We start from the raw sequence: 20,553 nt of genomic DNA, 5'->3' as shown, positions 1-20,553 counted from the left end.
GCGCAAGCCCCGCGGTTTTTTCATGCGCCGGTTACTGATGTGACTTGAGCTGCATAAGACGTCTGGACAACTCTTCGTGCAACACGGGGCGTTCCTCCTCTGACAGGAAAGCCCCGATCTCGACCTCACGCCCGCCCCCTTTCAGGGTCACATAATCGGGCACGGGGCCAGAGGTTTTGTGCAGCTCTACCGTGACCCAATAGGGGTTGGCCTGCCACTCGTTAAACGCCTTGCCGGGACCATGGCGGGACAGGATCATGTGGTCTTTCCAGATGCGAAGCTCTTCCAGAATCTCGCCGTCGCGGTAGCTTTTTTCGATAAAGAACCACAGCAGTCCAAGCGCGCCCAACGCAAAGGGCAATAGCCCCCACAAAAGCGACGATCCCAAAAGGGCCAGCATCGGCACAAGTGCGAAACCAAATCCCATCGCCATGATCCAGACAAAGCCACGTCGGGGCAGGGACCGGTAGGGCCACAAATGCAGCTCGGCGATGGGGGCATCCCCGTCGACTGCGTCTTGTGCCTGTGGCTCGACCCACTCATAGGGCATCGCTGATCATCCCGTGATTGGCGTTGAAAAGAAAAAGGCCCGGTCGCTGCCGGGCCTTTTCATAAGTGTGTGTCACCTTAGTGCGAGTGGCCCTTATCCCACTCTTCCTGCTTGGGCAGGATTTCAAAGGTGTGCTCCGGCGGCGGGCTGGGCAGGGTCCATTCCAGCGTATCCGCGTATTCGTTCCAGTAGTTGGCGCGGGTCTCGCGACGGCCAGCCAGCAGGGTGTAGAACACGATGCCGATGAAGAACAGGAACGAGGCAAACGAGATCATCGCACCGATCGAGCTGATTTTGTTCCAGTAGGCAAAGGCTTCCGGGTAGTCGATGTAACGACGCGGCATGCCCTGACGGCCCAGGAAGTGCTGCGGGAAGAAAGTCACGTTCACGCCGATGAAGAACAGCCAGAAGTGAACCTTGCCCGCCCATTCCGGGTATTGACGGCCCGACATCTTGGCGAACCAGAAATAGATGCCTGCAAAGATACAGAAGGCTGCGCCCATGGACATGGTGTAGTGGAAGTGCGCCACAACGTAGTAGGTGTCGTGATACAGACGGTCGACGCCGGCCTGCGACAGAACCACACCCGTCACACCACCGATGGTGAACAGGAACAGGAAGCCGAAGGCAAAGAGCATCGGCGTCTTGAACTCGATCGAGCCGCCCCACATGGTCGCGATCCACGAGAAGATCTTAACACCCGTAGGCACCGCGATGACCATCGTGGCCAGCATGAAGTAGCTCTGCTGCTGCAGCGACATGCCAACGGTGTACATGTGGTGTGCCCAGACAACGAAGCCGATGACACCAATTGCAATCAGCGCCCAGACCATCGGCAGGTAGCCGAAGATCGGTTTGCGCGCAAAGGTGCCGATCACGTGGCTGATCAGGCCAAAGCCCGGCAGGATCACGATGTAGACTTCCGGGTGGCCGAAGAACCACAGGATGTGCTGGTAAAGGATCGGGTCGCCACCGCCGGCAGGGTCAAAGAAGGTCCCGCCGAAGTTACGGTCGATCAGAAGCATGGTGATGGCGCCTGCCAGAACCGGCAGCGACAGAAGGATCAGCCATGCGGTCACGAAGATCGACCAGGCAAACAGCGGCACCTTGAAGAGCGTCATGCCGGGGGCACGCATGTTCAGGAAGGTGGTGATGATGTTGATCGCACCCAGGATCGACGAGGCACCCGAGACGTGCACGGCGAAGATCGCCAGGTCCATCGAGTATCCGCCCTCGGTGGTGGACAGCGGCGGGTACAGAACCCAGCCAACGCCTGAGCCGAGCTGGTCGTTGCCGCCCGGCGCTAGAAGCGAGGCCACACCCAGGGCAACACCCGTGGCGTAAAGCCAGAAGGACAGGTTGTTCATCCGCGGGAAGGCCATGTCCGGTGCACCGATCTGCAGCGGCATGAAATAGTTGCCGAAACCGCCAAACAGGGCTGGAATCACAACGAAGAACATCATGAGGACGCCGTGATAGGTGATCATCACGTTCCACAGGTGGCCGTTGGGGGTACATTCTGCGGCTGAATCCGCAATGAAACGTGCACCTTCAAGGCACATATATTGCACGCCGGGCTCCATCAGCTCGAGGCGCATATAAACAGTGAACGTGACCGAGATGAGGCCGGTCAGGCCCGCAAGGAACAGGTAGAGAATACCGATGTCCTTGTGGTTGGTCGACATGAACCACCGGGTAAAGAACCCGCGCTCGTCGTGGTGATCATGGTCGTGAATGGCTGCGTCCGCCATGTATCCCTCCCTTTGGGGTTAAACGTAACCAGGGCAGGGGGTCACCCTTCCCGGCTTTTTAACGTGTTTAATATGCAGGGAGGGTCCGGGGCAACGACGCAATGGTCGCAAATCACAAAAAAAATGCGCCCTGCCGTGAATTTTTCCCGGCAGGGCGCGGTGTTAGCGCAATTATGCGGCCGCGAGGCCCCGTTTTGCTTATTCGCTTGCGGTCGATTCGCCTTCGGCAGCTTCGGCGGGGGCTTCTTCGGCTGCGTCAGCAGCCGGCATCTCGGCCGAGAAGGTCGCCAGGAAGGCGATGATGTTTTCGGGCTTGCCCCATTTGAAGGTCATCTTCGACTTGGCTTTGCTGTCACCGGTGGCCTCTTTCAGGAAGCCTTTCGGGTCCTTGATGTAAGCGGCCAGATTGTCGGCATCCCACACAGTGCCCGCTTCGCCAGCGGCAACGATCGACGCGCCATACTTGAAGCCTTCCATCGTGCCAGCTGCACGGCCAACAATGCCATAAAGGTTCGGGCCGGTCTTGCCGCCTTTGAAGATCACGTCTCCATCAGGGCTGACAATCGCGTGGCAGGATTTGCATTTCTTGAAGTCTTTTTCACCCTTGGTCGCATCACCTTCGGCGAAGGCGGTGCCCGACAGGGCGATGATCGTGGCGGCAGAAGCTAGAATCGTCTTCATGATGTGTCCTTGTGCGTTTCAGTCGTTCGCGTCGCGGGTGCGACATTCCATCGGAACCTGCGATAATTGCAAGGGGAATAAAAGGGGGCGTGCTGTCGCATGCCATTGTATGGCGAGAATTGGCGGGTTTTAGCCAAAAACCTCGTGAAACGCCTGCTTCAAGGCGACATCCACGTCATCCATCGTGACGGGCAGGCCCAGATCCACAAGGCTGGTCACGCCGTGTTCGGTAATGCCGCAGGGCACAATGCCGGTGAAATGCTCAAGTTCCGGCTCCACATTGATCGAGATGCCATGAAAGCTGATCCACTTGCGCAGCCGCACACCAATCGCGGCGATCTTGTCTTCGGGATTTTGCCCCAGAGCCGTCAGCGGCTTGTCATCGCGCACCACCCAGACACCCACGCGCCCGTCCCGGGTTTCGCCTTTCACGTTGAACTGGTCCAGCGTGCGGATCACCCAGTCTTCCAGTGCTGCCACAAAGGCACGCACATCCCGTCCACGCTTGCCAAGATCCAGCATCACATAGGCCACGCGCTGCCCGGGCCCATGATAGGTATACTGCCCGCCGCGTTTGGACGGGTAGACCGGAAAGCGGTCCGGCGCCACCAGATCGGCGGGGTCGGCAGAGGTACCGGCGGTATAAAGCGGGGGGTGCTCCAAAAGCCAGATCATCTCGCCCGCTTCCCCACGCGCCATCGCGTTGGCATGGGCTTCCATACGGGCGACCGCGGCCTCGTAATCCACAAGGGTATCGGCGGTTTCCCAAGTCACGGGCGGCATATCAGGCAAGGCTTTCATACCGTTCATTTGGCAGTCCCGGTGACCTTTGTCAAAACGCCTGCCCGTATTTTTCTGCGACGCGCTTTTTTGCCCTTCACAAGCTTTGGCCCCTTCGCTATGTAGCGCCTCACCTAGCCTGACATGCGGTCGTGGCGGAATTGGTAGACGCGCAGCGTTGAGGTCGCTGTGAGGTAACACTCGTGTGGGTTCGAGTCCCACCGACCGCACCAACTTCAGTTTGCGAAGAAAGCTGAAGCAGAAACGGTTCCCATAGATATAAAGCGGCGGGGAATTTGCGCAGCGAATACCCGGGATTTTCCTGATAGGAAGACGCACGCGGAGAATGCAAAAAGGGCGCCCGCGGACGCCCTTCGTTTGATTCTTTTGGAGTTTCTATCGGCTACGCCGCCAAGGCCGCGATCTGCGTCTTGGCAGGCTCTACGCCAGCCTCGCCAGCTGCGCCGATGAACTGCAGGTTCGTGATCCCCATGAAGCCAAAGATGAAGCGCAGATAAGGAGAGGCGAAATCCATATCCGACCCGACCGGGGTGCCGCCCGAGGCGCTGACCACGATCACGGGTTTGTCTTCCAAAAGGCCCACGGGGCCGTTCTCGGTGTATTGAAACGTCACGCCAACCCGCGACAGTTGGTCGACCCAGGCCTTCAGGGTCGAGGGGATCGAGAAATTGTAGACAGGCATCGAAATGACGATGACATCGGCGGCCTGAACTTCGGCCACGATCTCGTCCGACAGGGCAAGGGCGGATTTTGCGCTGTCATCACGGGCTTCAGGTGGTGTGAAGGTCGCGGCGGTCCAGGCGGCATCCATATGGGGAATGCCAGCCGAGAGGTCGCGCGTGGTCACAGTGGCGCCGGGATAGCGGGCGATGACCTCGTCGGTCAGTTGGCGCGAAACAGAGCCATCGGTGCGAGCTGAGCTGTCAATGCGAAGGATATGGGTCATGAGTTTGTCTCCGTTGATGTTGCCCCATAGGTGCACCCTTGCATTTTAGAACGCAACTTGTGATAATTCACATATATTGTTTAAAAATGCACATGAGGGTCGCCATGGACCACTGGGATGAAATCCGAACCGCCTATCACGTGGCCCGTGCGGGCACCGTTTCCGGCGCAGCCGAGGCCATGGGCATTCATCATGCCACGGTGATCCGTCATGTGGATGCGCTTGAGGCGCGGCTGGGGGTGAAGCTGTTCCAGCGCCATGCGCGCGGCTACACCCCCACGGAAGCCGGGGCAGATCTTGCACGCATTGCCGATGCCACCGAAGAACAATTCATCCAACTGGGCGCGCGCCTGAAGGGGCAGGGCGAAGAAGTGACCGGTGATGTTGTTGTCACGGCTCTGGCCACGTTCTCGCGCCGTTTGACGCCGGTTCTGGCGGGGTTTCAGCATGAGCACCCCAATACGCGGGTCATTCTGCGCACCGGGCTGCGGTTGTTTCGGCTGGAATATGGCGAGGCCCATGTGGCCATCCGGGCAGGTGATGCGCCCACGGAACCTGACAACGTTGCCTTGCCATTCATCAATATGGATTTGTCGCTCTGCGTCGCGCCATCTTATGTAGAACGCTACGGGCTGCCGACTGCGAACACGCTGGACCAGCACCGGTTCATTGGTGGGGATGATGCGACCTCTCGTGCGCCGTTCGTGCGTTGGATCAAAGAGAATGTGCCAGAGGAAAACATCGTCTTTCGCGTGTCAGATGACGTGTCCTTGCAGCAGGCCTTGCTGGCCGGGGCGGGGGTGGGATTTGCGCCCAAAGGTCAGCATCCAGACCTGATCGAGCTATTGGCGCCCCGGCCTGAATGGCGCTCGCAGTTCTGGCTGGTGACGCATGTGGACCTTCACCGCACCGCAAAAGTGCAGGCTGTTTTGGGGCATCTGAAGCAGGCGGCAAAAGACTGGGCGGCGCAAGAGCCGGGGATAAGCTTGCCCTAAAGCGTTTCGGATTTGGCCTGAAGCAGGGGAAATCGAAACGCGGCATAAGAAATCAGTGTCGTGGGTGTTTTGGAATAAACATGTGCGACCAGTTTATCCCGAAACGCTTTAGGGGCTTTCGTCCCCAAGTTCGACTTCCAAAAACCGTTCAAACGCGTCCAGATTGACCGGTTCGAACTGTCCAAACCCCTGCATCCAGACCGACGCTTCGCTCATCGCGCCGGGATCAAGCTTGCACCATTTCACCCGCCCCCGCTTTTCCTGTTTGATCAGCCCTGCGCGGGTCAGGATGGTCAGGTGCTTCGAGATTGCGGCCAGTGACATGTCAAAAGGATCAGCCACATCCGTGACGGCCATGTCATCTTCCAGAAGCATGGTCAGAATGGCGCGGCGCGTCGGGTCTGACAGCGCGGCAAATACAAGGTCAAGCCGGTTGTGCATGTTCAAAGCCCTATGCGCGCTGGGAGCAATCGTCAACCAAACGGTTGAATAATCCCTGTAGGGCGGATTTGTGGCTTTTCGGGTTTGATTGCCGCGGGGAAGAATCTCGAAACTTTGAAAAATACATAACTTACAATGCCTTAAGTGGTTCTCTGTTGGCGCTAAACGCCGTTGACTCATGGCGCCTCACGCCTTAGCACATGGGCAACTGTCACCGGAGGGATTTCCCTTGTCCAATGAACCCGATGCCGAGCGCCTGAAAGAGCTCGAGGCGCGCCTGAAAAAGGCGAAGGGCGAAGAAGACACGGCAAACACCGGCGACGCGGCCTACAATCAAGCGTCTTTCGCTTGGCAGATGGTCATAGAGCTTACGGTCGGTCTGGTGATCGGCTTTGGCATCGGATACGGGCTGGACAGTCTTTTTGGGACCAAGCCGATATTCATGGTGCTGTTCATATTGTTGGGCTTCGCGGCAGGCATGAAAGTCATGTTGGGAACCGCGGCCCAGATGCAGAAGAAAGCGGCAGATGCGCAGGACGCGCAGGATGCTGCGAAAGAAGAGGGAACGTCACGTGGCTGAACAAGGCGCAAAACAGGGTGCAGGCCCGATCGTCAAAATCGCATTCTTTGCCGTGCTGGCTCTGGTCCTGCTGTCGGGTCTGCTGTTCGCGCCTGAACATCCGGGTCTGGCCATCCACCCGATGGATCAGTTCGAGATCAAGCCGCTGTTTGGCTCGGACCACCTTGGCACCTTCACCCCCACCAACCAGACGCTTTGGATGGTTCTGGCCATCATCGGCATCGTCTTGATGCTGGTTGTTGGTTCGCGCGGTCGTGCGATCATCCCGACACGCGGCCAGTCGGTTGCCGAAATGGCTTACGGCTTTGTCTATAAGATGGTCGAAGATGTGGCTGGCAAGGACGCCGTGAAATACTTCCCCGGCATCATGACGCTGTTCATGTTCATCCTCTTTGCCAACTTCCTTGGCCTGATCCCGACATCCTTCACCGCCACCAGCCACATCGCTGTGACGGCTGTGCTGGCCATGATCGTCTTTGTCTTCGTGACCGTGCTGGGCTTTGTGAAGAACGGCATGGGTTTCTTGGGCCTCTTCTGGGTGTCGTCGGCACCGCTGGCACTGCGCCCGATCCTGGCCGTGATCGAACTGATCTCGTACTTCGTGCGCCCCGTCAGCCACTCCATTCGTTTGGCTGGTAACGTGATGGCCGGCCACGCAGTTATTAAAGTATTCGCCGGCTTCGCTGCTGCCTTGGGCATGTTCAGCTTCCTGCCGATCCTGGCCATCTCGGCCGTCTACGCACTGGAAGTGCTCGTGGCCTTCATCCAGGCCTACGTGTTCACAATCCTGACCTGCGTATATCTGAAAGACGCTCTGCATCCGTCGCACTAAGACGGTTGCAGCCCGCTCACCAATCCTAATTCAAGCATTCCAACGTAAGGAGAAATCACAATGGAAGGCAATATCGCTCAAATGGGTCAATTCATCGGTGCAGGTCTGGCAGCTATCGGTTCGGGTGCCGCCGCTATCGGTGTGGGCCACGTTGCTGGTAACTTCCTGGCCGGTGCTCTGCGCAACCCGTCGGCAGCTGCCGCTCAGACCGCGACGCTCTTCATCGGTATCGCATTTGCAGAAGCCCTGGGCATCTTCTCGTTCCTGGTCGCTCTGCTGCTGATGTTTGCTGTCTAAGACCTGAACCATCCTTACGCCGGGGCGAGGCGTCCGCGTTTCGCCCCAAGTAACTCGGTTCCAGAGGACTTAAGACATGGCAAGTAACACACATAGCACAGAAGCAGCACACGGTGGCGCAGAAGCCGCTGGCATGCCGCAACTGGACTTCTCGACCTTCGGGAACCAGATCTTCTGGCTCGTGGTGACGCTGGTCGTGATCTACTTCGTCCTGACCAAGATCGCACTGCCCCGTATCGAGGCCGTGCTGTCAGAACGTCAGGGCACGATCACCAACGATCTGACCGCTGCCGAAGAGCTCAAGCAGAAGGCCGTCGAGGCTGAAGAAGCTTACAACAAGGCTCTGGCCGACGCCCGTGCAGAAGCGAACAAGATTGTCGCTGAAGCGCGTGCCGAAATTCAGGCCGATGTCGATGCCGCTGCCGCCAAGGCAGATGCAGAGATTTCCGCAAAGGCCGCCGAAAGCGAAGCCGCGATCGCCGAGATCCGCGCCGGCGCTGTCGACAGCATCAAGGCCGTGTCGAAAGACGCTGCCAAGGAAATCCTGGGCTCGATGGGCTACAAGGCTGACGCCAAATCGGTGACAGCTGCCGTGACCGCGCGGATGAAAGGGTGAAGACAATGAAAAAGATTGCACTTCTCCCGCTGGTTCTGGCTGCCACCCCTGCTTTCGCAGCAGGTGACGCAGGCTGGACCGATCTGGCGAACACCAACATGGTTGTCACGCTGGCCTTCCTGCTGTTTGTGACCTTCCTGGGTTACATGGGCGTGCACAAGATGCTGGGCGACCAGCTGGACAAGCGCGCCGATGGCATCAAATCCGAGCTCGACGAAGCCCGTCAGCTGCGCGAAGAAGCCCAGACCATTCTGGCGTCTTACGAGCGTAAGCAGAAGGAAGTCGCCGAGCAGGCAGAGCGCATCGTCGCCCATGCCAAGGAAGAGGCCGCCAACGCAGCCGCTCAGGCCAAGGAAGACCTGAAGGTCTCGATCGCGCGCCGTCTGGCCGCGGCTGAAGACCAGATCGCATCGGCCGAAGCCGCCGCGGTCAAGGAAGTCCGTGACAGCGCCGTTCAGGTCGCCGTGGGCGCTGCCCGCGACCTGATCGCCAAGCAGATGACCGCAACCGACGGCAACAAGCTGATCGACGAAGCCATCAAGGACGTGGAAGCCAAGCTGCACTAAGCTTGTTCGACATCCAAAGATCAAAAGCCCGGCCAATGGCCGGGCTTTCTCGTTTTGTAATGCGATGTCTTGTCAGCGATTGATTTCGTAGTCCAGCCTTTGACGGGCCACTTCTTCGTTGCGCTCTGACCGGCGCAGATCCCCATAGGCTTGCGTGACGAAATCCATATGCGCCTCGATCGCGGTGCGGGCCGCGGCCGGGTCGCGGGCCTGTAGGGCGTCGTTGATGGCGCGGTGTTGTTCCAACAGGTCCATGCGCGTGTTTGTGATCTGGATCACCACCTGTCGGCTATAAAGCACGCCTTGCTTCAGAAGGTCATACATGGCGCGCATCATGTGGACCATCAGCACATTGTGGCTGGCTTCGATGATGGCCATGTGGAAATCACTATCCAGATCGGCCCCTTGTCCCTCTGGCGCCGCTTCCATCTTGTGAAACAGCTCGTTGATCACGGCCAGATCCGTGTCCGACCCGAATTTCGCGGCGCGCTCTGCGGCCAAGCCCTCCATATCGCGCCGGAACGCAATATAGTCATAGACCGCTTCATCATGGCGCGAGAAAAGGTTGGTCAGGGCCGGTGGAAAAGAGCTGTCCAAACTGTCCGAAATGAAAATCCCGGCCCCAGCGCGTCGTGACAGCAGCCCTTTTTCTTCCAGCTCGGCAATGGCATCGCGCAGCGATGGGCGCGACACGCCCATGCGTTCTGACAGGTCACGCTCGGAAGGCAGTCTTTCACCCGGTCGCAACACGCCGCGCAGGATCAAAAGTTCGATCTGTTCGACCACGGATTTCGACAACTTCCCTGCGGTGATTTTTTGAAATGGCATGGCAACCTCTGAATTGGTCAGAATATATGACCACATTCAGACCTTTGGGACAAACGAAAAAAGCCGGGCTTGTCGCCCGGCTTTTCGACCCGTTGGAGTAGGGTGGCGCGACTGCGCCGGGTCTTATCTTGTCAGCTTTGGGTCGGACGGATGATAATCTCGACCCGACGGTTTTGTTGGCGCCCATAGGTGTCCAGATTGGAGGCCACCGGACGATCTTCGCCATAGCCTATGGTCTGAACCCGCCAGCCGGGCACGCCATTGGCTGTCAGGACCGATGCAACGGAGGCAGCGCGGCGGCGCGACAGATCAAGGTTATAATTCGCAGCGCCGACGTTGTCCGTGTGCCCGGCCACCTCGACGGTGGAGTTGGGATAGGCCTGAAGGTTGCGGGCCACCGCGACAAGATCCGCGCGCAGCGCACCGCCCAGCTCGGCGCTGTCCGTGGCAAACAGGATGTCCTGCGGCATGGTCACAACCAGCTCGTTGCCGGTGTTCACGACCTTCACCTGATCGTTGCCAATGGACTGGCGCAGATCTCCGGCCTGTTTATCAAGCTGATGCCCGATGGCCCCGCCCAACACGCCGCCAATCACCGCGCCAACAGCGGCTTTGCCCAGCTTGCCGTCACCCTTGCGGGTCGCGCCCAAAAGCCCACCTGCAATTGCGCCAATCGCGGCGCCGTTCTGGGTGCGCGGACCCATGTTTGACGTGGGGCTTTGCATCGGTGTGGTACATGCGGATGTGGCCAGTCCGGCGATCAGGCCGAAGGAAAGAATCATATGTCTTGGGTGCATTCTGCCGTCCTCTTGATTTGTTGAGGTCGTCATACCCAATTCCGGGCTGATATCGAATAACAAGCCTGTGTTATGGCAAAGTTCCGCCAGTTTCCAACGGCTTACCCAGAACCAAGCTTCTGTTCCAATTCGGCACTTTCCCACGCGAGCAATGCGCGTTTGACCGGCAACCCCCAGTGATACCCCCCCAATGCGCCAGATTTCCGCAACGCACGGTGGCAGGGTATAAGCCAGCTGACCGGGTTGCGCCCAACGGCTGTGCCCACGGCGCGCACCGCACGGGGCTGGCCGATCTTTTCAGCGATTTGGCCATAGGTGGTCACATGGCCCGACGGGATCGACAGAAGTGCCTCCCACACTTTGATCTGCAGGGGCGATCCGATCAGGTGCAGCGGGGTTTTGCCATCCTTGCCCAGGTCCGTGTCATAGGCCGCCAGAACCCAAGGTCGCAGAAACATCGGGTCTTCCACGAAAGTGGCGTTGGGCCAGCGCGAGGTCAGATCCTCAAAGGTTTCCTCGGCGCCGGTTTCATCGGCGAACCCGATACCACAAATGCCACGTTCGGTCCCCATCACAAGCGAGGCGCCAAACGGGCTGTCGAACCACCCCCAATAGATCGTCAAGCCTGCGCCCTTCTTGGCATATTCGCCGGGACTCATCGCCTCCCAGCGCAGAAACAGGTCATGAAGACGGCCTTGCCCTGACAAGCCCACCGATTGCGCCGTGTCCAGCGTCGAGAACCGCTCGGCCAGCAGGGCTTTCGCGTGGCCCAGCGTCAGAAACTGTTGATAGCGTTTGGGCGACACGCCGACCCAACGCGAAAAGACCCGCTGAAAATGCGCGGGCGACATGTCCATCTTCGTGGCGAGCGCCTCGAGCGACAAGGGGTCGCCGCCGGCCGCGTCGATTTCCTCGATCGCGCGGCGGATCACGTTGTAATGATAGCTGTCTTCGGTGGGGGTCATGGGGGCCTCATGTGTTGTCTGATCACAGTGCCGCGAATTGCGCGCGCAGGCGACCCGGAAATTGCGCATTGTGTTCCTGTCGCGTAAGACGATCTGCGACAAACGGATGGAACGCATGGCCAAACAACTCGGATATCATGAGATCCGCGCGATCTTTGAGCGCTTCAAGGCGCAAGAGGCGGAGCCCAAGGGCGAGCTGGAGCATGTGAATGTTTACACGCTGGTGGTGGCCGTGGCCCTGTCGGCACAGGCCACGGATGCGGGCGTGAACAAGGCCACGCGCGCGCTGTTTCAGGTGGCTGACACGCCGCAGAAGATGCTGGACCTTGGGCTCGAGGGGCTGACCGAACACATCAAGACCATTGGGCTATTCCGCCAGAAGGCCAAGAATGTGATGAAGCTGAGCCAAATTCTGGTGGATGACTACGGGGGCGAGGTGCCGAATTCTCGCGCCGCCCTGCAGTCGCTGCCCGGTGTCGGGCGCAAGACCGCCAACGTGGTTTTGAACATGTGGTGGGGCGTACCTGCGCAGGCCGTGGACACGCATATCTTCCGCGTTGGCAATCGCACCGGCATTGCGCCGGGCAAGAACGTGGATGCGGTCGAACGCGCCATCGAAGACAATATTCCCGCCGATTTTCAGCATCACGCCCATCACTGGCTGATCCTGCATGGGCGCTACACCTGCAAGGCGCGCAAACCCATCTGCGGCAATTGCATCATCCGGGACCTCTGTCCCTATGAGGAAAAGAACCTATGACGAAGACGTTTAAGGTTGTCGGCATCGGCAACGCGGTCGTGGATGTGATCACCACGGCGGATGACAGCTTTCTGGAGCTGATGGGCATCGAGAAAGGCATCATGCAACTGGTCGAAAAGGACCGGGCCGAGGTGCTGTATGGCGCCATGGAAAGCCGCAAACAGGCGGCGGGCGGGTCGGTTGCCAACACGCTGGCGGGCATCGGCAATCTGGGCCTGACCACCGGCTTCGTGGGCCGCGTGCATGACGATGCGCTGGGGCATTTCTATGCCGAGGCGATGGAGATGGATGGCACCCGGTTCGTGAACCCTCCGGTGCCGGGGGGGGAGCTGCCGACCTCGCGCTCGATGATCTTCGTGTCACCCGATGGCGAACGCTCGATGAACACCTATCTGGGCATCTCGGCCGAGCTTGGGCCGCAGGACGTGGACCCGCAGGTTGCCGCCGACGCCGAGATCGTCTTTCTGGAAGGTTATCTGTTTGACAAGGACAAAGGCAAAGAGGCGTTCATCGCCATGGCCCGCGCCTGCCGAGCCGCGGGCGGCAAGGCCGGGATTGCCATCTCGGACCCTTTTTGCGTTGAACGCCACCGCACAGACTTTCTGATGCTGATCGAGCATGAGCTGGACTATGTGATCGGCAATGAAGACGAGTTGAAGGCGCTGTTTCAAACCGATGATCTGGACGAGGCGATGGCGAAAACCGCCGCGATCTGTCCCCTGGTGGCCTGCACCCGGTCCGGCGACGGCGTGTCGATCCTCTCAGGTGGGGACCGCATCGACGTGCCCGTCGAACGCATCACGCCGGTGGATGCGACAGGGGCGGGCGACGGGTTCGCTGCGGGCTTCCTTTATGGGTTGGCCACCGGGTCGGATTTGAAAACCTGCGGTGAAATGGGCTGCACCGTGGCGGGAGAAGTCATCCGCCACATGGGCCCGCGTGCGGACCGCAACCTGCTAGCATTGTTTCGCGAAAAGGAGTTGATCTGACCCGCCGCGGGATATGCGGCAATTCTAAATGAGGAGAGACAATTGTCAGGGAACAAGTCACAAGGTCAGATATTCTTGGACCGCGTTGCAACACTAATGTTGGCGATCAGTATTTTCTTGCTGTTTTTGATGCTAGCGGATCTCCTCTGGCCTCCATCTGGTACGATTGGTTCCCGCCCGAACTTCCCTAACAATGTCGCCAAGGCGGCGCTCCTTATCGCGATGTTATCAGGTCCCACGATTTGCTGCGCGATCGGGTGGCCGAACTACCTTCGCCGGAAAAGTCGTGGCGAGAGAGCATTTTCTTGGTTGCCCTTCGTCGTCATAGCGTCGGCGTTGTGGATGTCGCTCGTATTCTGGGCGGTGGTCTCCCAATAGGGAATGCGTCGCTACAATCGTAACTTGTTGGTGCTTTTCGCGGTGATCTGATCTGACTGGTCTTAATGACAACGGCAAGGACGCCCAGATCCTTCGACCCGGGCATTCTCATTTGAGTAAGACTGGAACCTATTCGGTGTCCACGACTTCGAAATCATGCGTGACGGCGGCCGTGGCCGCCATCATCGCCGAGGCGGAACAGTATTTATCCACCGATAGTGAGATTGCGCGTTCGACCTTGGTGTCGCTGATCCCGCGTCCCCTCACGATGAAGTGTAGGTGGATTTTGGTGAACACTTTTGGATCGGTTTCAGCACGTTCGGCGTCGACCTCTACCTCGACATCCTCAATCTGCTGCCGGCCTTTCTCAAGGATCGATACCACGTCATAGGCTGAACAGCCCGCCGTGCCGATCAAGAGCAGCTCCATCGGGCTGGGGCCGGGCGTGCCGGCGCCATCATGGCCGGTGCCCAAAACGATGTTGTGGCCGGTGCCAGAAGTGCCGACAAAGGTGCGGGCCTCGGCCCATTTCACACGTGCTTTCATGGGTCTGTCCTTATGGATGGCTGGGCGGATCGCAGGGGGTTATTCGCCCAGTTTTGCGTGAACTTCGTCCAGGTCAATCTCGCCGATTGGCATCTTGTTGCCGGGATTTTCGAAGTCATATTTGAACAGGTCAAAATCACGCTTGAAGATCTCATAGACCAAGTGCATCGACAGGTCGTCGAAATAGTCTTCGACCGGATGGGCGCGTTTGGGACCGTGACCTTCGCTTTCGTTGAAGCGGGGAATCTCGTCCAGATTCACCTGATGCGGGGTTTCGATCGCGTCCAGCACGGACTGCATGCCCTCGTTGAACTTCTCGGTCCAGAAGATGTTGTCATAGCGACCACCGTTCACGATGAAAGTCGAGACGTGGCCGGACATGGCTGACCAGTGAATGTCGGGATCCATCGGTTTGCGCCAGCGGATGGTGTCGCGGGCAAACAAAAGAAAGCGGCGAAAGCTTTGCACCTGATCAAATTCGAACCCGTTGTCCGGGTCGCCCACTTCGATCCCGTATTTCTGGATCAACAGGGGCACAAGGTTGCCGCGATAGCGCCGCCCGTTGCGCTGAATGCCGCAGATTTTGTCAAAGAAACTGGACAGGATGCGGGTATAGGGGTTGCGCACGCAGGTGAAGGCGTAGCTGTTGTGGTTTTGCACATTTGTGCTGATCAGATCCTGCGATTGATCCTGTGACCACTTGTGCAGCCGATCCTTGCTGTCGTGAATGTCACCGTCGAAAAATTCGCCGTGATCGGAATAAAACATGATCTGACCGATGGTCGAACAGGCGCATTTCGGGACCACCCGATATACAACACTTTCACTTTCCGTCATCCAGGTGCCGGGAAAACCCATATACTCTTGCCTCCTTGAGGCCCATAAAGGGCCGAATGCGATATTACCCGCAAGTTGAGCAGAAAAAAGCAAAGAAACTCTGTTTTTTCAATGGTTGGTTACGTTATCTATGGCAACAATCCGGGTGTAAATGAGGTTTCGTTGCTAAATCATGGCTAAAATTGCCTTCATACTGCTGTGTCACAAGGATCCGGATGCGATTATCGCTCAGGCCACGCGCCTGACAGCGGTCGGCGATTGTATGGCGATTCACTTTGATGCACGCGCCAAGCCCGAACATTATCAACGCATTCGCGAGGCTTTGGCCGACAATCCCAATGTCACATTTGCGCGCAAGCGGATCAAATGTGGTTGGGGGGAATGGTCGTTGGTGCAGGCCACGCTGAACGCGGTCGAGGCCGCCGTTGATGCCTTTCCACGCGCCACCCATTTTTACATGGTGTCGGGTGATTGCATGGCGATCAAATCGGCTGAATACGCACATGATTTTCTTGATGCCAACGATGTCGATTATGTCGAGAGCTTTGATTACTTCGACAGTGACTGGATCAAGACCGGCATGAAGGAAGAGCGGTTGATCTATCGCCACTTCTTCAATGAACGCACGCAAAAATGGCGCTTTTATACCAGCTTCAATCTGCAGCGTAGGCTGGGGCTGACGCGCGAGGTGCCCAAGGATTTGCAGGTGATGATCGGCAGCCAGTGGTGGTGCCTCAGACGTCGCACAATCGAGTGGATTTTGGACTTCGTGCGCACCCGCAAGGACGTCATGCGGTTTTTCCGGACCACATGGATTCCCGACGAGACCTTCTTCCAGACCCTCGTGCGCCACCTTGTGCCGGAAAATGAAATCAGCACCCGCACGCTGACATTTCTGATGTTCACCGACTATGGGATGCCGGTGACCTTCTATAATGATCACTACGATCTTCTGCTCAGTCAGGATTTCCTGTTCGCGCGCAAGATCAGCCCCGAAGCGAAGGTTCTGAAACGCCGGTTGGGGGATCTTTATGCGACTGAAGGGTTCGATTTTCAGATTTCCAACGAAGGGCGCAGCCTGTTCAAGTTCCTGACCTCGAAAGGGCGGGTCGGCCATCGGTTTGCGCCGCGGTTCTGGGAGGCGGAAAGCACCTTGGGGCGTGAACGCGAGCTGATGATCGTGGTGGCGAAGAAATGGCATGTGGCCAAACGGCTGATTTACCGCATTCAGCAGGAAACCAACGTGCCGGTGATCGAATATCTTTTTGACGAAGAAAGCTGCCCGATGCCCGATCTGGGGGGGATTCAGTCAAAACTTGGCAAGCGGGCGCGGCACCGCCGCGCGCTGATGCGCATGCTGTTTGAGTATTACGAAACGAACCGTTTGGTGATCTGTATGGACCCAAGCCGCGTGGACCTTATGCAGGATTTCGTGGCCGATCGGTCAAAGACGCGCATTCTGGAAATCGACAGTTCGTTTTCTGATGATTACCTGTTGGGTCATGCCAAGCGTGTTGGGCTTGCGGGCGAAAACACCCCGCAAGAATCGATTGACCGTTTGTTGCCCACGATCCGGTCTGATGTGGCGTTGGAAAGCGATCGGTTGCGCGATGCGGGGTTTGACGACTATTCCCGGATTTGCGAGGTCGACAGTGCGGAAGAAAACGCAGCCCCTCTGGCGCGATTCCTGTCGATCAGCGAAGAACGGGCGGCAGAGATTGCCGGTATGGAGCATCTGTACAGCGATTGACCGCCAGACAAACTGCGGCGCGACAGCCGGGGAACAAGAGGAAAACCATGGGCTATAGTTACGATCACGAAAACATCTTTGCGAAAATTCTGCGCGGCGAGATTCCGAATGACACCGTCTATGAAGATGATTTTGCGCTCGCTTTTCGCGATATTCAGCCTCAGGCGCCCGCTCATGTTCTGGTCATCCCCAAAGGCCCCTATGTGACCTATGATCACTTCGCGAATGAAGCCACTGATGCAGAAATCATTGGCTATACCCGTGCCATTGGCAAGGTTTGCGCCTTGCTCGGGGTGGCGCCGGGCCATGAGGGCGCGGGCTATCGTGCCATTGCGAACTCGGGCAATGATGGCGTTCAGGAAGTGCCCCATCTGCACGTCCATATTCTGGCAGGCCGCCCGCTGGGTCGGATGCTGCAGCGCGCAGACTAAGGGATTTTGGCCGGATAGCGCCTCTGCTGCGGCCCATGATGCGCTGCCGGGGGTGATCCCGGCGCGAATTGGCGCAGATCGCCGCCATTCGCGCTTGCAGCAGCCGGTGGCCTTGCTATCATGGCGTAAGACGAATGACAGAGGTGTCCCAAATGACCCAGACTCCGCCCGAAACCAAGATCGTGGACAGCTACAAGGTGGCCTGTGATGGCGGCGAAGGTGCGCTTGGCCATCCGCGTGTCTATTTGCAGATCCCCAATGAACACGGCTGGGTGGAATGCCCCTATTGCGATTGCAAATTCGTTCAAAAGGATCATGCGGATAAAGCCGCCTGAGCGCCGCTGACCACAAGAAAACAGGGCCGCGGGCAATTCGCCTTGCGGCCTTTTGCATCTTTGGATGTGTGACAAGGGGAGGGGCCGATGAGCTTCGGTAAAGGGTGTCATCTGCATTTGGTCGACGGATCGGCCTTCATCTTTCGCGCCTATCACGCGCTGCCCCCCCTGACGCGAAAATCCGACGGGTTGCCCATTGGCGCGGTGGCCGGGTTTTGCAACATGCTGTTCAAGTTTGTCGAAGACAATACCGGCCCGGACGCACCCACCCATGTGGCCGTGATCTTTGATCATTCCGGCAAGAGCTTTCGCAATGACATCTACCCCGACTACAAGGCCAATCGCCCACCGGCGCCCGAGGACCTGAAGCCGCAGTTTCCCCTGACCCGCGACGCTACCCGCGCCTTCAACATCGCCTGCATCGAGAAAGAGGGTTTTGAGGCTGACGATATCATCGCCACCCTTGCCCGCCGCGCCAACGAGGCCGGCGCCCGCGTTACCATCCTGTCGTCTGACAAGGACCTGATGCAGCTTGTGGGCGGTGGGGTCGAGATGCTCGATCCGATGAAGAACAAGCGCATCGGGGTGGAGGGTGTTGAAGAGAAATTTGGTGTCGGGCCCGACCGGGTTGTCGACGTGCAGGCGCTGGCGGGCGACAGTGTGGACAACGTGCCCGGCGCGCCCGGCATTGGCATCAAGACTGCCGCGCTTTTGATCAACGAATACGGTGACCTCGACACGCTTTTGGCGCGCGCAGACGAGATCAAGCAGCCCAAACGCCGCCAGACACTGATCGAAAAAGCCGACCAGATTCGCACCAGTCGCGAGCTGGTCAAGCTTGATGACCAGATGGATATGGATGAAGCCTTCGAGGATATGGAACTGCGCGACCCCGAACCGGAAACGCTTCTGGATTTTCTGGCCGCGATGGAGTTTCGCACGCTCACCAACCGTGTCGCCGGGAAGCTGGGCATGGAGGCGCCCGAGATCGCACAGCCGGATGCTGCCTCTGCCCCCCAAACCATCGAAATGCCGGCCATTGATCCCGAGAAATACGAGTGGGTGAAAGACGCAGATGCGCTGAACGACTGGATCGCGCGCATCTATGCGCGCGGCTATGTGGCTTTTGATACGGAAACCACGGGCCTTGACGAGATGCGCGCCGATCTTGTCGGGATTTCGCTGGCGGTTGAGCCGGGCGAGGCCTGCTACATCCCGCTTGCCCATAAAAGCAGTCAGGCCGATGACCTTTTTGGCGGCTCTGACCTGGCCCCCGGGCAGCTGCCTCTGGATCAGGTGCTTGCCACGCTGAAACCGATGCTCGAAGATCCCTCGATCCTGAAAATCGGTCAGAACATGAAGTATGACGCCAAGATTTTGGCGCGTTATGGCGTGAATGTAGCGCCGATTGACGACACGATGCTGATGTCCTATGCGCAGGCGGCGGGGCTGCATAACCACGGCATGGACAAGCTGTCCGAGGAATATCTGGGCCACAATCCGATCCCGATCAAATCGCTTCTGGGCACCGGGAAATCCGCCATCACCTTCGATCGGGTGCCGATTGAGGACGCGGTGAAATATGCCGCCGAAGATGCCGACATCACCCTGCGCCTGTGGCAGATCCTGAAGCCGCGCCTGCATTCTGAACGCGTCACGCGGGTCTATGAAAAGCTGGAACGTCCGCTTGTGCCGGTGCTGGCCAAGATGGAGATGACGGGCATCAAGGTGGACCGCGAAGTGCTCTCGCGCATGTCCAACGCTTTTGCGCAGAAAATGGCGGGTTTCGAGGCCGAGCTGCACGAGATTGCAGGCCGGGAATTCAACGTGCAAAGCCCCGCGCAGGTGGGCGAAATCCTTTTTGGCGAGATGGAACTGCCCGGTGGCAAGAAAACCAAGACCGGCCAATGGTCCACCCCGGCGGATGTTCTGGAAGACCTTGCCGCAGAGCATGATTTTGCTGCCCGTGTGTTGGACTACCGCCAGCTGCAAAAGCTGAAATCGACCTATACGGATGCGCTGCAGGACCATATCCATCCGGAGACGGGGCGCGTTCACACATCCTATTTGCAGTCAGGCGCCAATACCGGCCGGATGGCGTCGAAAGACCCCAACCTGCAAAACATCCCGGTGCGTTCTGACGAAGGCCGCCGCATCCGCGAGGCCTTTATCGCGCCCGAAGGCACCAAGCTGATCAGTCTGGACTACAGCCAGATCGAGCTGCGCATTCTGGCCCATGTGGCGGGCATTGACGCGTTGAAACAAGCCTTCCGCGATGGCCAGGACATCCACGCGATGACCGCCTCGGAAATGTTTGACGTGCCTCTGGACGAAATGACACCAGACATCCGCCGTCAGGCCAAGGCGATCAATTTCGGCGTGATCTATGGCATCTCGGGCTTTGGACTGGCGCGCAACCTGCGCATCCCCCGCGCCGAGGCGCAGGGCTTCATCGACCGCTATTTCGAACGCTTCCCCGGCATTCGGAAATACATGGATGACACAATCGACTTCGCCAAAGAACACAAGCGGGTCGAGACCCTGTTTGGGCGTCGCATCCACACGCCCGAGATCGGCGCGAAAGGCCCGCAGGCAGGTTTCGCCAAACGAGCCGCGATCAACGCCCCCATTCAGGGCACCGCCGCCGACATCATCCGCCGGGCGATGATCCGCATGCCGGATGCTATTGCAAAACTGCCCGCCAAGATGCTGCTTCAGGTGCATGACGAACTGATCTTCGAGGTGGAAGATGGTGCCGTTGACGAGGTGATCGAGGTGGTGCGCAACGTGATGGAAGGGGCCGCTGAACCCGCGATCAAGCTCGATGTGCCATTGGTGGTCGATGCGGGCATCGGCATGAACTGGGCCGAGGCGCATTAAG

Annotated in this window: 23 protein-coding genes and 1 tRNA gene; 13 read left to right on the top strand and 11 right to left on the bottom strand. The window is 58.4% G+C overall.

All coding sequences use genetic code 11. The annotated features are described in order from the left end of the window. Nucleotides 1-31: 31 nt before the first annotated feature. From ACRY08_RS07710 to lipB, 4 genes are all read right to left on the bottom strand, one after another. Nucleotides 32-550, bottom strand: coding sequence for a DUF2244 domain-containing protein (locus ACRY08_RS07710; protein WP_432449327.1), 519 nt, complete (start codon nucleotides 548-550; stop codon nucleotides 32-34). A 77-nt stretch (nucleotides 551-627) separates the two neighbouring features. Next, nucleotides 628-2,301, bottom strand: a complete 1,674-nt coding sequence (locus ACRY08_RS07705; protein ID WP_432449326.1) for a cytochrome c oxidase subunit I — start codon at nucleotides 2,299-2,301, stop codon at nucleotides 628-630. A 198-nt stretch (nucleotides 2,302-2,499) separates the two neighbouring features. Then, a complete protein-coding gene (locus ACRY08_RS07700; RefSeq protein ID WP_432449325.1) occupies nucleotides 2,500-2,982 on the bottom strand; it encodes a c-type cytochrome in 483 nt (160 codons plus the stop codon). Nucleotides 2,983-3,111: 129 nt separating this feature from the next. Continuing rightward, on the bottom strand, nucleotides 3,112-3,792 hold the full coding sequence (lipB, locus tag ACRY08_RS07695) for a lipoyl(octanoyl) transferase LipB (protein WP_432449324.1): 681 nt from the start codon (nucleotides 3,790-3,792) through the stop codon (nucleotides 3,112-3,114). A 116-nt stretch (nucleotides 3,793-3,908) separates the two neighbouring features. Here lipB and ACRY08_RS07690 point away from each other — a divergent pair. Beyond that, nucleotides 3,909-3,995, top strand: a tRNA-Leu gene (locus ACRY08_RS07690). A 170-nt stretch (nucleotides 3,996-4,165) separates the two neighbouring features. Here ACRY08_RS07690 and ACRY08_RS07685 read toward each other — a convergent pair. Next, complete coding sequence (locus tag ACRY08_RS07685) at nucleotides 4,166-4,729, bottom strand: FMN-dependent NADH-azoreductase (protein WP_432449323.1); 564 nt, start codon at nucleotides 4,727-4,729, stop codon at nucleotides 4,166-4,168. Nucleotides 4,730-4,833: 104 nt separating this feature from the next. Here ACRY08_RS07685 and ACRY08_RS07680 point away from each other — a divergent pair, with 104 nt between their 5' ends. Beyond that, complete coding sequence (locus tag ACRY08_RS07680) at nucleotides 4,834-5,724, top strand: LysR family transcriptional regulator (protein ID WP_432449322.1); 891 nt, start codon at nucleotides 4,834-4,836, stop codon at nucleotides 5,722-5,724. 108 nt (nucleotides 5,725-5,832) lie between these two features. Here ACRY08_RS07680 and ACRY08_RS07675 read toward each other — a convergent pair whose 3' ends face one another. Then, a complete protein-coding gene (locus ACRY08_RS07675; protein WP_432449321.1) occupies nucleotides 5,833-6,165 on the bottom strand; it encodes an ArsR/SmtB family transcription factor in 333 nt (110 codons plus the stop codon). Nucleotides 6,166-6,394: 229 nt separating this feature from the next. Between ACRY08_RS07675 and ACRY08_RS07670 the strand changes: the two genes are divergently transcribed. From ACRY08_RS07670 to ACRY08_RS07650, 5 genes are all read left to right on the top strand, one after another. Then, complete coding sequence (locus ACRY08_RS07670; RefSeq protein ID WP_432449320.1) at nucleotides 6,395-6,745, top strand: AtpZ/AtpI family protein; 351 nt, start codon at nucleotides 6,395-6,397, stop codon at nucleotides 6,743-6,745. A 28-nt stretch (nucleotides 6,746-6,773) separates the two neighbouring features. Further along, entirely contained in the window at nucleotides 6,774-7,577 is an 804-nt protein-coding gene (locus tag ACRY08_RS07665) for a F0F1 ATP synthase subunit A (RefSeq protein ID WP_432449617.1), read from the top strand. Nucleotides 7,578-7,637: 60 nt separating this feature from the next. Beyond that, the gene (locus ACRY08_RS07660) at nucleotides 7,638-7,874 is read left to right on the top strand and encodes a F0F1 ATP synthase subunit C (protein WP_055188564.1); all 237 of its coding nucleotides are present in this window, start codon (nucleotides 7,638-7,640) and stop codon (nucleotides 7,872-7,874) included. Between the two features lie 76 nt (nucleotides 7,875-7,950). After that, the gene (locus tag ACRY08_RS07655; RefSeq protein ID WP_432449319.1) at nucleotides 7,951-8,490 is read left to right on the top strand and encodes a F0F1 ATP synthase subunit B'; all 540 of its coding nucleotides are present in this window, start codon (nucleotides 7,951-7,953) and stop codon (nucleotides 8,488-8,490) included. Then, a complete protein-coding gene (locus ACRY08_RS07650) occupies nucleotides 8,487-9,056 on the top strand; it encodes a F0F1 ATP synthase subunit B (protein ID WP_432449318.1) in 570 nt (189 codons plus the stop codon). The genes ACRY08_RS07655 and ACRY08_RS07650 overlap by 4 nt, the downstream gene beginning before the upstream one ends. Nucleotides 9,057-9,128: 72 nt before the next feature. Here the strand turns inward: ACRY08_RS07650 and ACRY08_RS07645 are convergent, their stop codons facing one another. The 3 genes from ACRY08_RS07645 to ACRY08_RS07635 all read right to left on the bottom strand — a co-directional run bounded on the left by ACRY08_RS07645 (nucleotide 9,129) and on the right by ACRY08_RS07635 (nucleotide 11,646). Then, entirely contained in the window at nucleotides 9,129-9,884 is a 756-nt protein-coding gene (locus tag ACRY08_RS07645; RefSeq protein WP_432449616.1) for a FadR/GntR family transcriptional regulator, read from the bottom strand. 131 nt (nucleotides 9,885-10,015) lie between these two features. Further along, nucleotides 10,016-10,681 carry an OmpA family protein gene (locus tag ACRY08_RS07640; protein WP_432449317.1) on the bottom strand — a complete coding sequence of 222 codons (666 nt, stop codon included), beginning with the start codon at nucleotides 10,679-10,681 and terminating at the stop codon, nucleotides 10,016-10,018. 101 nt (nucleotides 10,682-10,782) lie between these two features. Next, nucleotides 10,783-11,646, bottom strand: coding sequence for a bifunctional helix-turn-helix domain-containing protein/methylated-DNA--[protein]-cysteine S-methyltransferase (locus tag ACRY08_RS07635; protein WP_432449316.1), 864 nt, complete (start codon nucleotides 11,644-11,646; stop codon nucleotides 10,783-10,785). A 115-nt stretch (nucleotides 11,647-11,761) separates the two neighbouring features. Between ACRY08_RS07635 and nth the strand changes: the two genes are divergently transcribed. After that, nucleotides 11,762-12,406, top strand: a complete 645-nt coding sequence (nth, locus tag ACRY08_RS07630) for an endonuclease III (RefSeq protein ID WP_432449315.1) — start codon at nucleotides 11,762-11,764, stop codon at nucleotides 12,404-12,406. Further along, nucleotides 12,403-13,395 carry an adenosine kinase gene (locus ACRY08_RS07625; RefSeq protein WP_432449314.1) on the top strand — a complete coding sequence of 331 codons (993 nt, stop codon included), beginning with the start codon at nucleotides 12,403-12,405 and terminating at the stop codon, nucleotides 13,393-13,395. Before nth ends, ACRY08_RS07625 begins: the two co-directional genes overlap by 4 nt. Nucleotides 13,396-13,902: 507 nt before the next feature. On the opposite strand, the gene ACRY08_RS07620 is transcribed toward ACRY08_RS07625, so the two are convergent. Together ACRY08_RS07620 and ACRY08_RS07615 are read right to left on the bottom strand one after the other, a co-directional pair. Next, nucleotides 13,903-14,319: an OsmC family protein gene (locus tag ACRY08_RS07620; RefSeq protein ID WP_432449313.1), complete on the bottom strand. Its 417-nt coding sequence runs from the start codon at nucleotides 14,317-14,319 to the stop codon at nucleotides 13,903-13,905. Nucleotides 14,320-14,358: 39 nt separating this feature from the next. Beyond that, nucleotides 14,359-15,177, bottom strand: a complete 819-nt coding sequence (locus ACRY08_RS07615) for a sulfotransferase family protein (protein ID WP_432449312.1) — start codon at nucleotides 15,175-15,177, stop codon at nucleotides 14,359-14,361. 151 nt (nucleotides 15,178-15,328) lie between these two features. On the opposite strand from ACRY08_RS07615, the gene ACRY08_RS07610 reads away from it, so the two are divergent. From ACRY08_RS07610 to polA, 4 genes are all read left to right on the top strand, one after another. Continuing rightward, nucleotides 15,329-16,906 (top strand): DUF5928 domain-containing protein, encoded by a 1,578-nt coding sequence (locus ACRY08_RS07610; protein WP_432449311.1) that lies wholly within the window; start codon nucleotides 15,329-15,331, stop codon nucleotides 16,904-16,906. Nucleotides 16,907-16,953: 47 nt separating this feature from the next. Next, nucleotides 16,954-17,337: an HIT domain-containing protein gene (locus tag ACRY08_RS07605; RefSeq protein ID WP_432449310.1), complete on the top strand. Its 384-nt coding sequence runs from the start codon at nucleotides 16,954-16,956 to the stop codon at nucleotides 17,335-17,337. Between the two features lie 152 nt (nucleotides 17,338-17,489). Continuing rightward, complete coding sequence (locus tag ACRY08_RS07600; RefSeq protein WP_432449309.1) at nucleotides 17,490-17,672, top strand: zinc-finger domain-containing protein; 183 nt, start codon at nucleotides 17,490-17,492, stop codon at nucleotides 17,670-17,672. Nucleotides 17,673-17,759: 87 nt separating this feature from the next. Further along, nucleotides 17,760-20,552, top strand: coding sequence for a DNA polymerase I (gene polA, locus ACRY08_RS07595; RefSeq protein ID WP_432449308.1), 2,793 nt, complete (start codon nucleotides 17,760-17,762; stop codon nucleotides 20,550-20,552). The last annotated feature ends 1 nt before the right edge of the window (nucleotide 20,553 follow it).

The organism is Aliiroseovarius marinus, from assembly GCF_050881025.1.
Lineage (GTDB): Bacteria > Pseudomonadota > Alphaproteobacteria > Rhodobacterales > Rhodobacteraceae > Aliiroseovarius > Aliiroseovarius marinus_A.
This window is presented reverse-complemented; position numbering and strand designations above follow the sequence as displayed.

Coding starts and splice junctions, on each gene's coding strand:
- ACRY08_RS07620 (WP_432449313.1), bottom strand. CDS start 14,319: ATGAAAGCACGTGTGAAATGGGCCGAGGCCCGCACCTTTGTCGGCACT.
- lipB (WP_432449324.1), bottom strand. CDS start 3,792: ATGAACGGTATGAAAGCCTTGCCTGATATGCCGCCCGTGACTTGGGAA.
- ACRY08_RS07645 (WP_432449616.1), bottom strand. CDS start 9,884: ATGCCATTTCAAAAAATCACCGCAGGGAAGTTGTCGAAATCCGTGGTC.
- ACRY08_RS07635 (WP_432449316.1), bottom strand. CDS start 11,646: ATGACCCCCACCGAAGACAGCTATCATTACAACGTGATCCGCCGCGCG.
- polA (WP_432449308.1), top strand. CDS start 17,760: ATGAGCTTCGGTAAAGGGTGTCATCTGCATTTGGTCGACGGATCGGCC.
- ACRY08_RS07610 (WP_432449311.1), top strand. CDS start 15,329: ATGGCTAAAATTGCCTTCATACTGCTGTGTCACAAGGATCCGGATGCG.
- ACRY08_RS07675 (WP_432449321.1), bottom strand. CDS start 6,165: ATGCACAACCGGCTTGACCTTGTATTTGCCGCGCTGTCAGACCCGACG.
- ACRY08_RS07605 (WP_432449310.1), top strand. CDS start 16,954: ATGGGCTATAGTTACGATCACGAAAACATCTTTGCGAAAATTCTGCGC.
- ACRY08_RS07660 (WP_055188564.1), top strand. CDS start 7,638: ATGGAAGGCAATATCGCTCAAATGGGTCAATTCATCGGTGCAGGTCTG.
- ACRY08_RS07615 (WP_432449312.1), bottom strand. CDS start 15,177: ATGGGTTTTCCCGGCACCTGGATGACGGAAAGTGAAAGTGTTGTATAT.
- ACRY08_RS07655 (WP_432449319.1), top strand. CDS start 7,951: ATGGCAAGTAACACACATAGCACAGAAGCAGCACACGGTGGCGCAGAA.
- ACRY08_RS07700 (WP_432449325.1), bottom strand. CDS start 2,982: ATGAAGACGATTCTAGCTTCTGCCGCCACGATCATCGCCCTGTCGGGC.
- ACRY08_RS07640 (WP_432449317.1), bottom strand. CDS start 10,681: ATGCACCCAAGACATATGATTCTTTCCTTCGGCCTGATCGCCGGACTG.
- ACRY08_RS07710 (WP_432449327.1), bottom strand. CDS start 550: ATGCCCTATGAGTGGGTCGAGCCACAGGCACAAGACGCAGTCGACGGG.
- ACRY08_RS07680 (WP_432449322.1), top strand. CDS start 4,834: ATGGACCACTGGGATGAAATCCGAACCGCCTATCACGTGGCCCGTGCG.
- ACRY08_RS07685 (WP_432449323.1), bottom strand. CDS start 4,729: ATGACCCATATCCTTCGCATTGACAGCTCAGCTCGCACCGATGGCTCT.
- ACRY08_RS07705 (WP_432449326.1), bottom strand. CDS start 2,301: ATGGCGGACGCAGCCATTCACGACCATGATCACCACGACGAGCGCGGG.
- ACRY08_RS07625 (WP_432449314.1), top strand. CDS start 12,403: ATGACGAAGACGTTTAAGGTTGTCGGCATCGGCAACGCGGTCGTGGAT.
- ACRY08_RS07600 (WP_432449309.1), top strand. CDS start 17,490: ATGACCCAGACTCCGCCCGAAACCAAGATCGTGGACAGCTACAAGGTG.
- nth (WP_432449315.1), top strand. CDS start 11,762: ATGGCCAAACAACTCGGATATCATGAGATCCGCGCGATCTTTGAGCGC.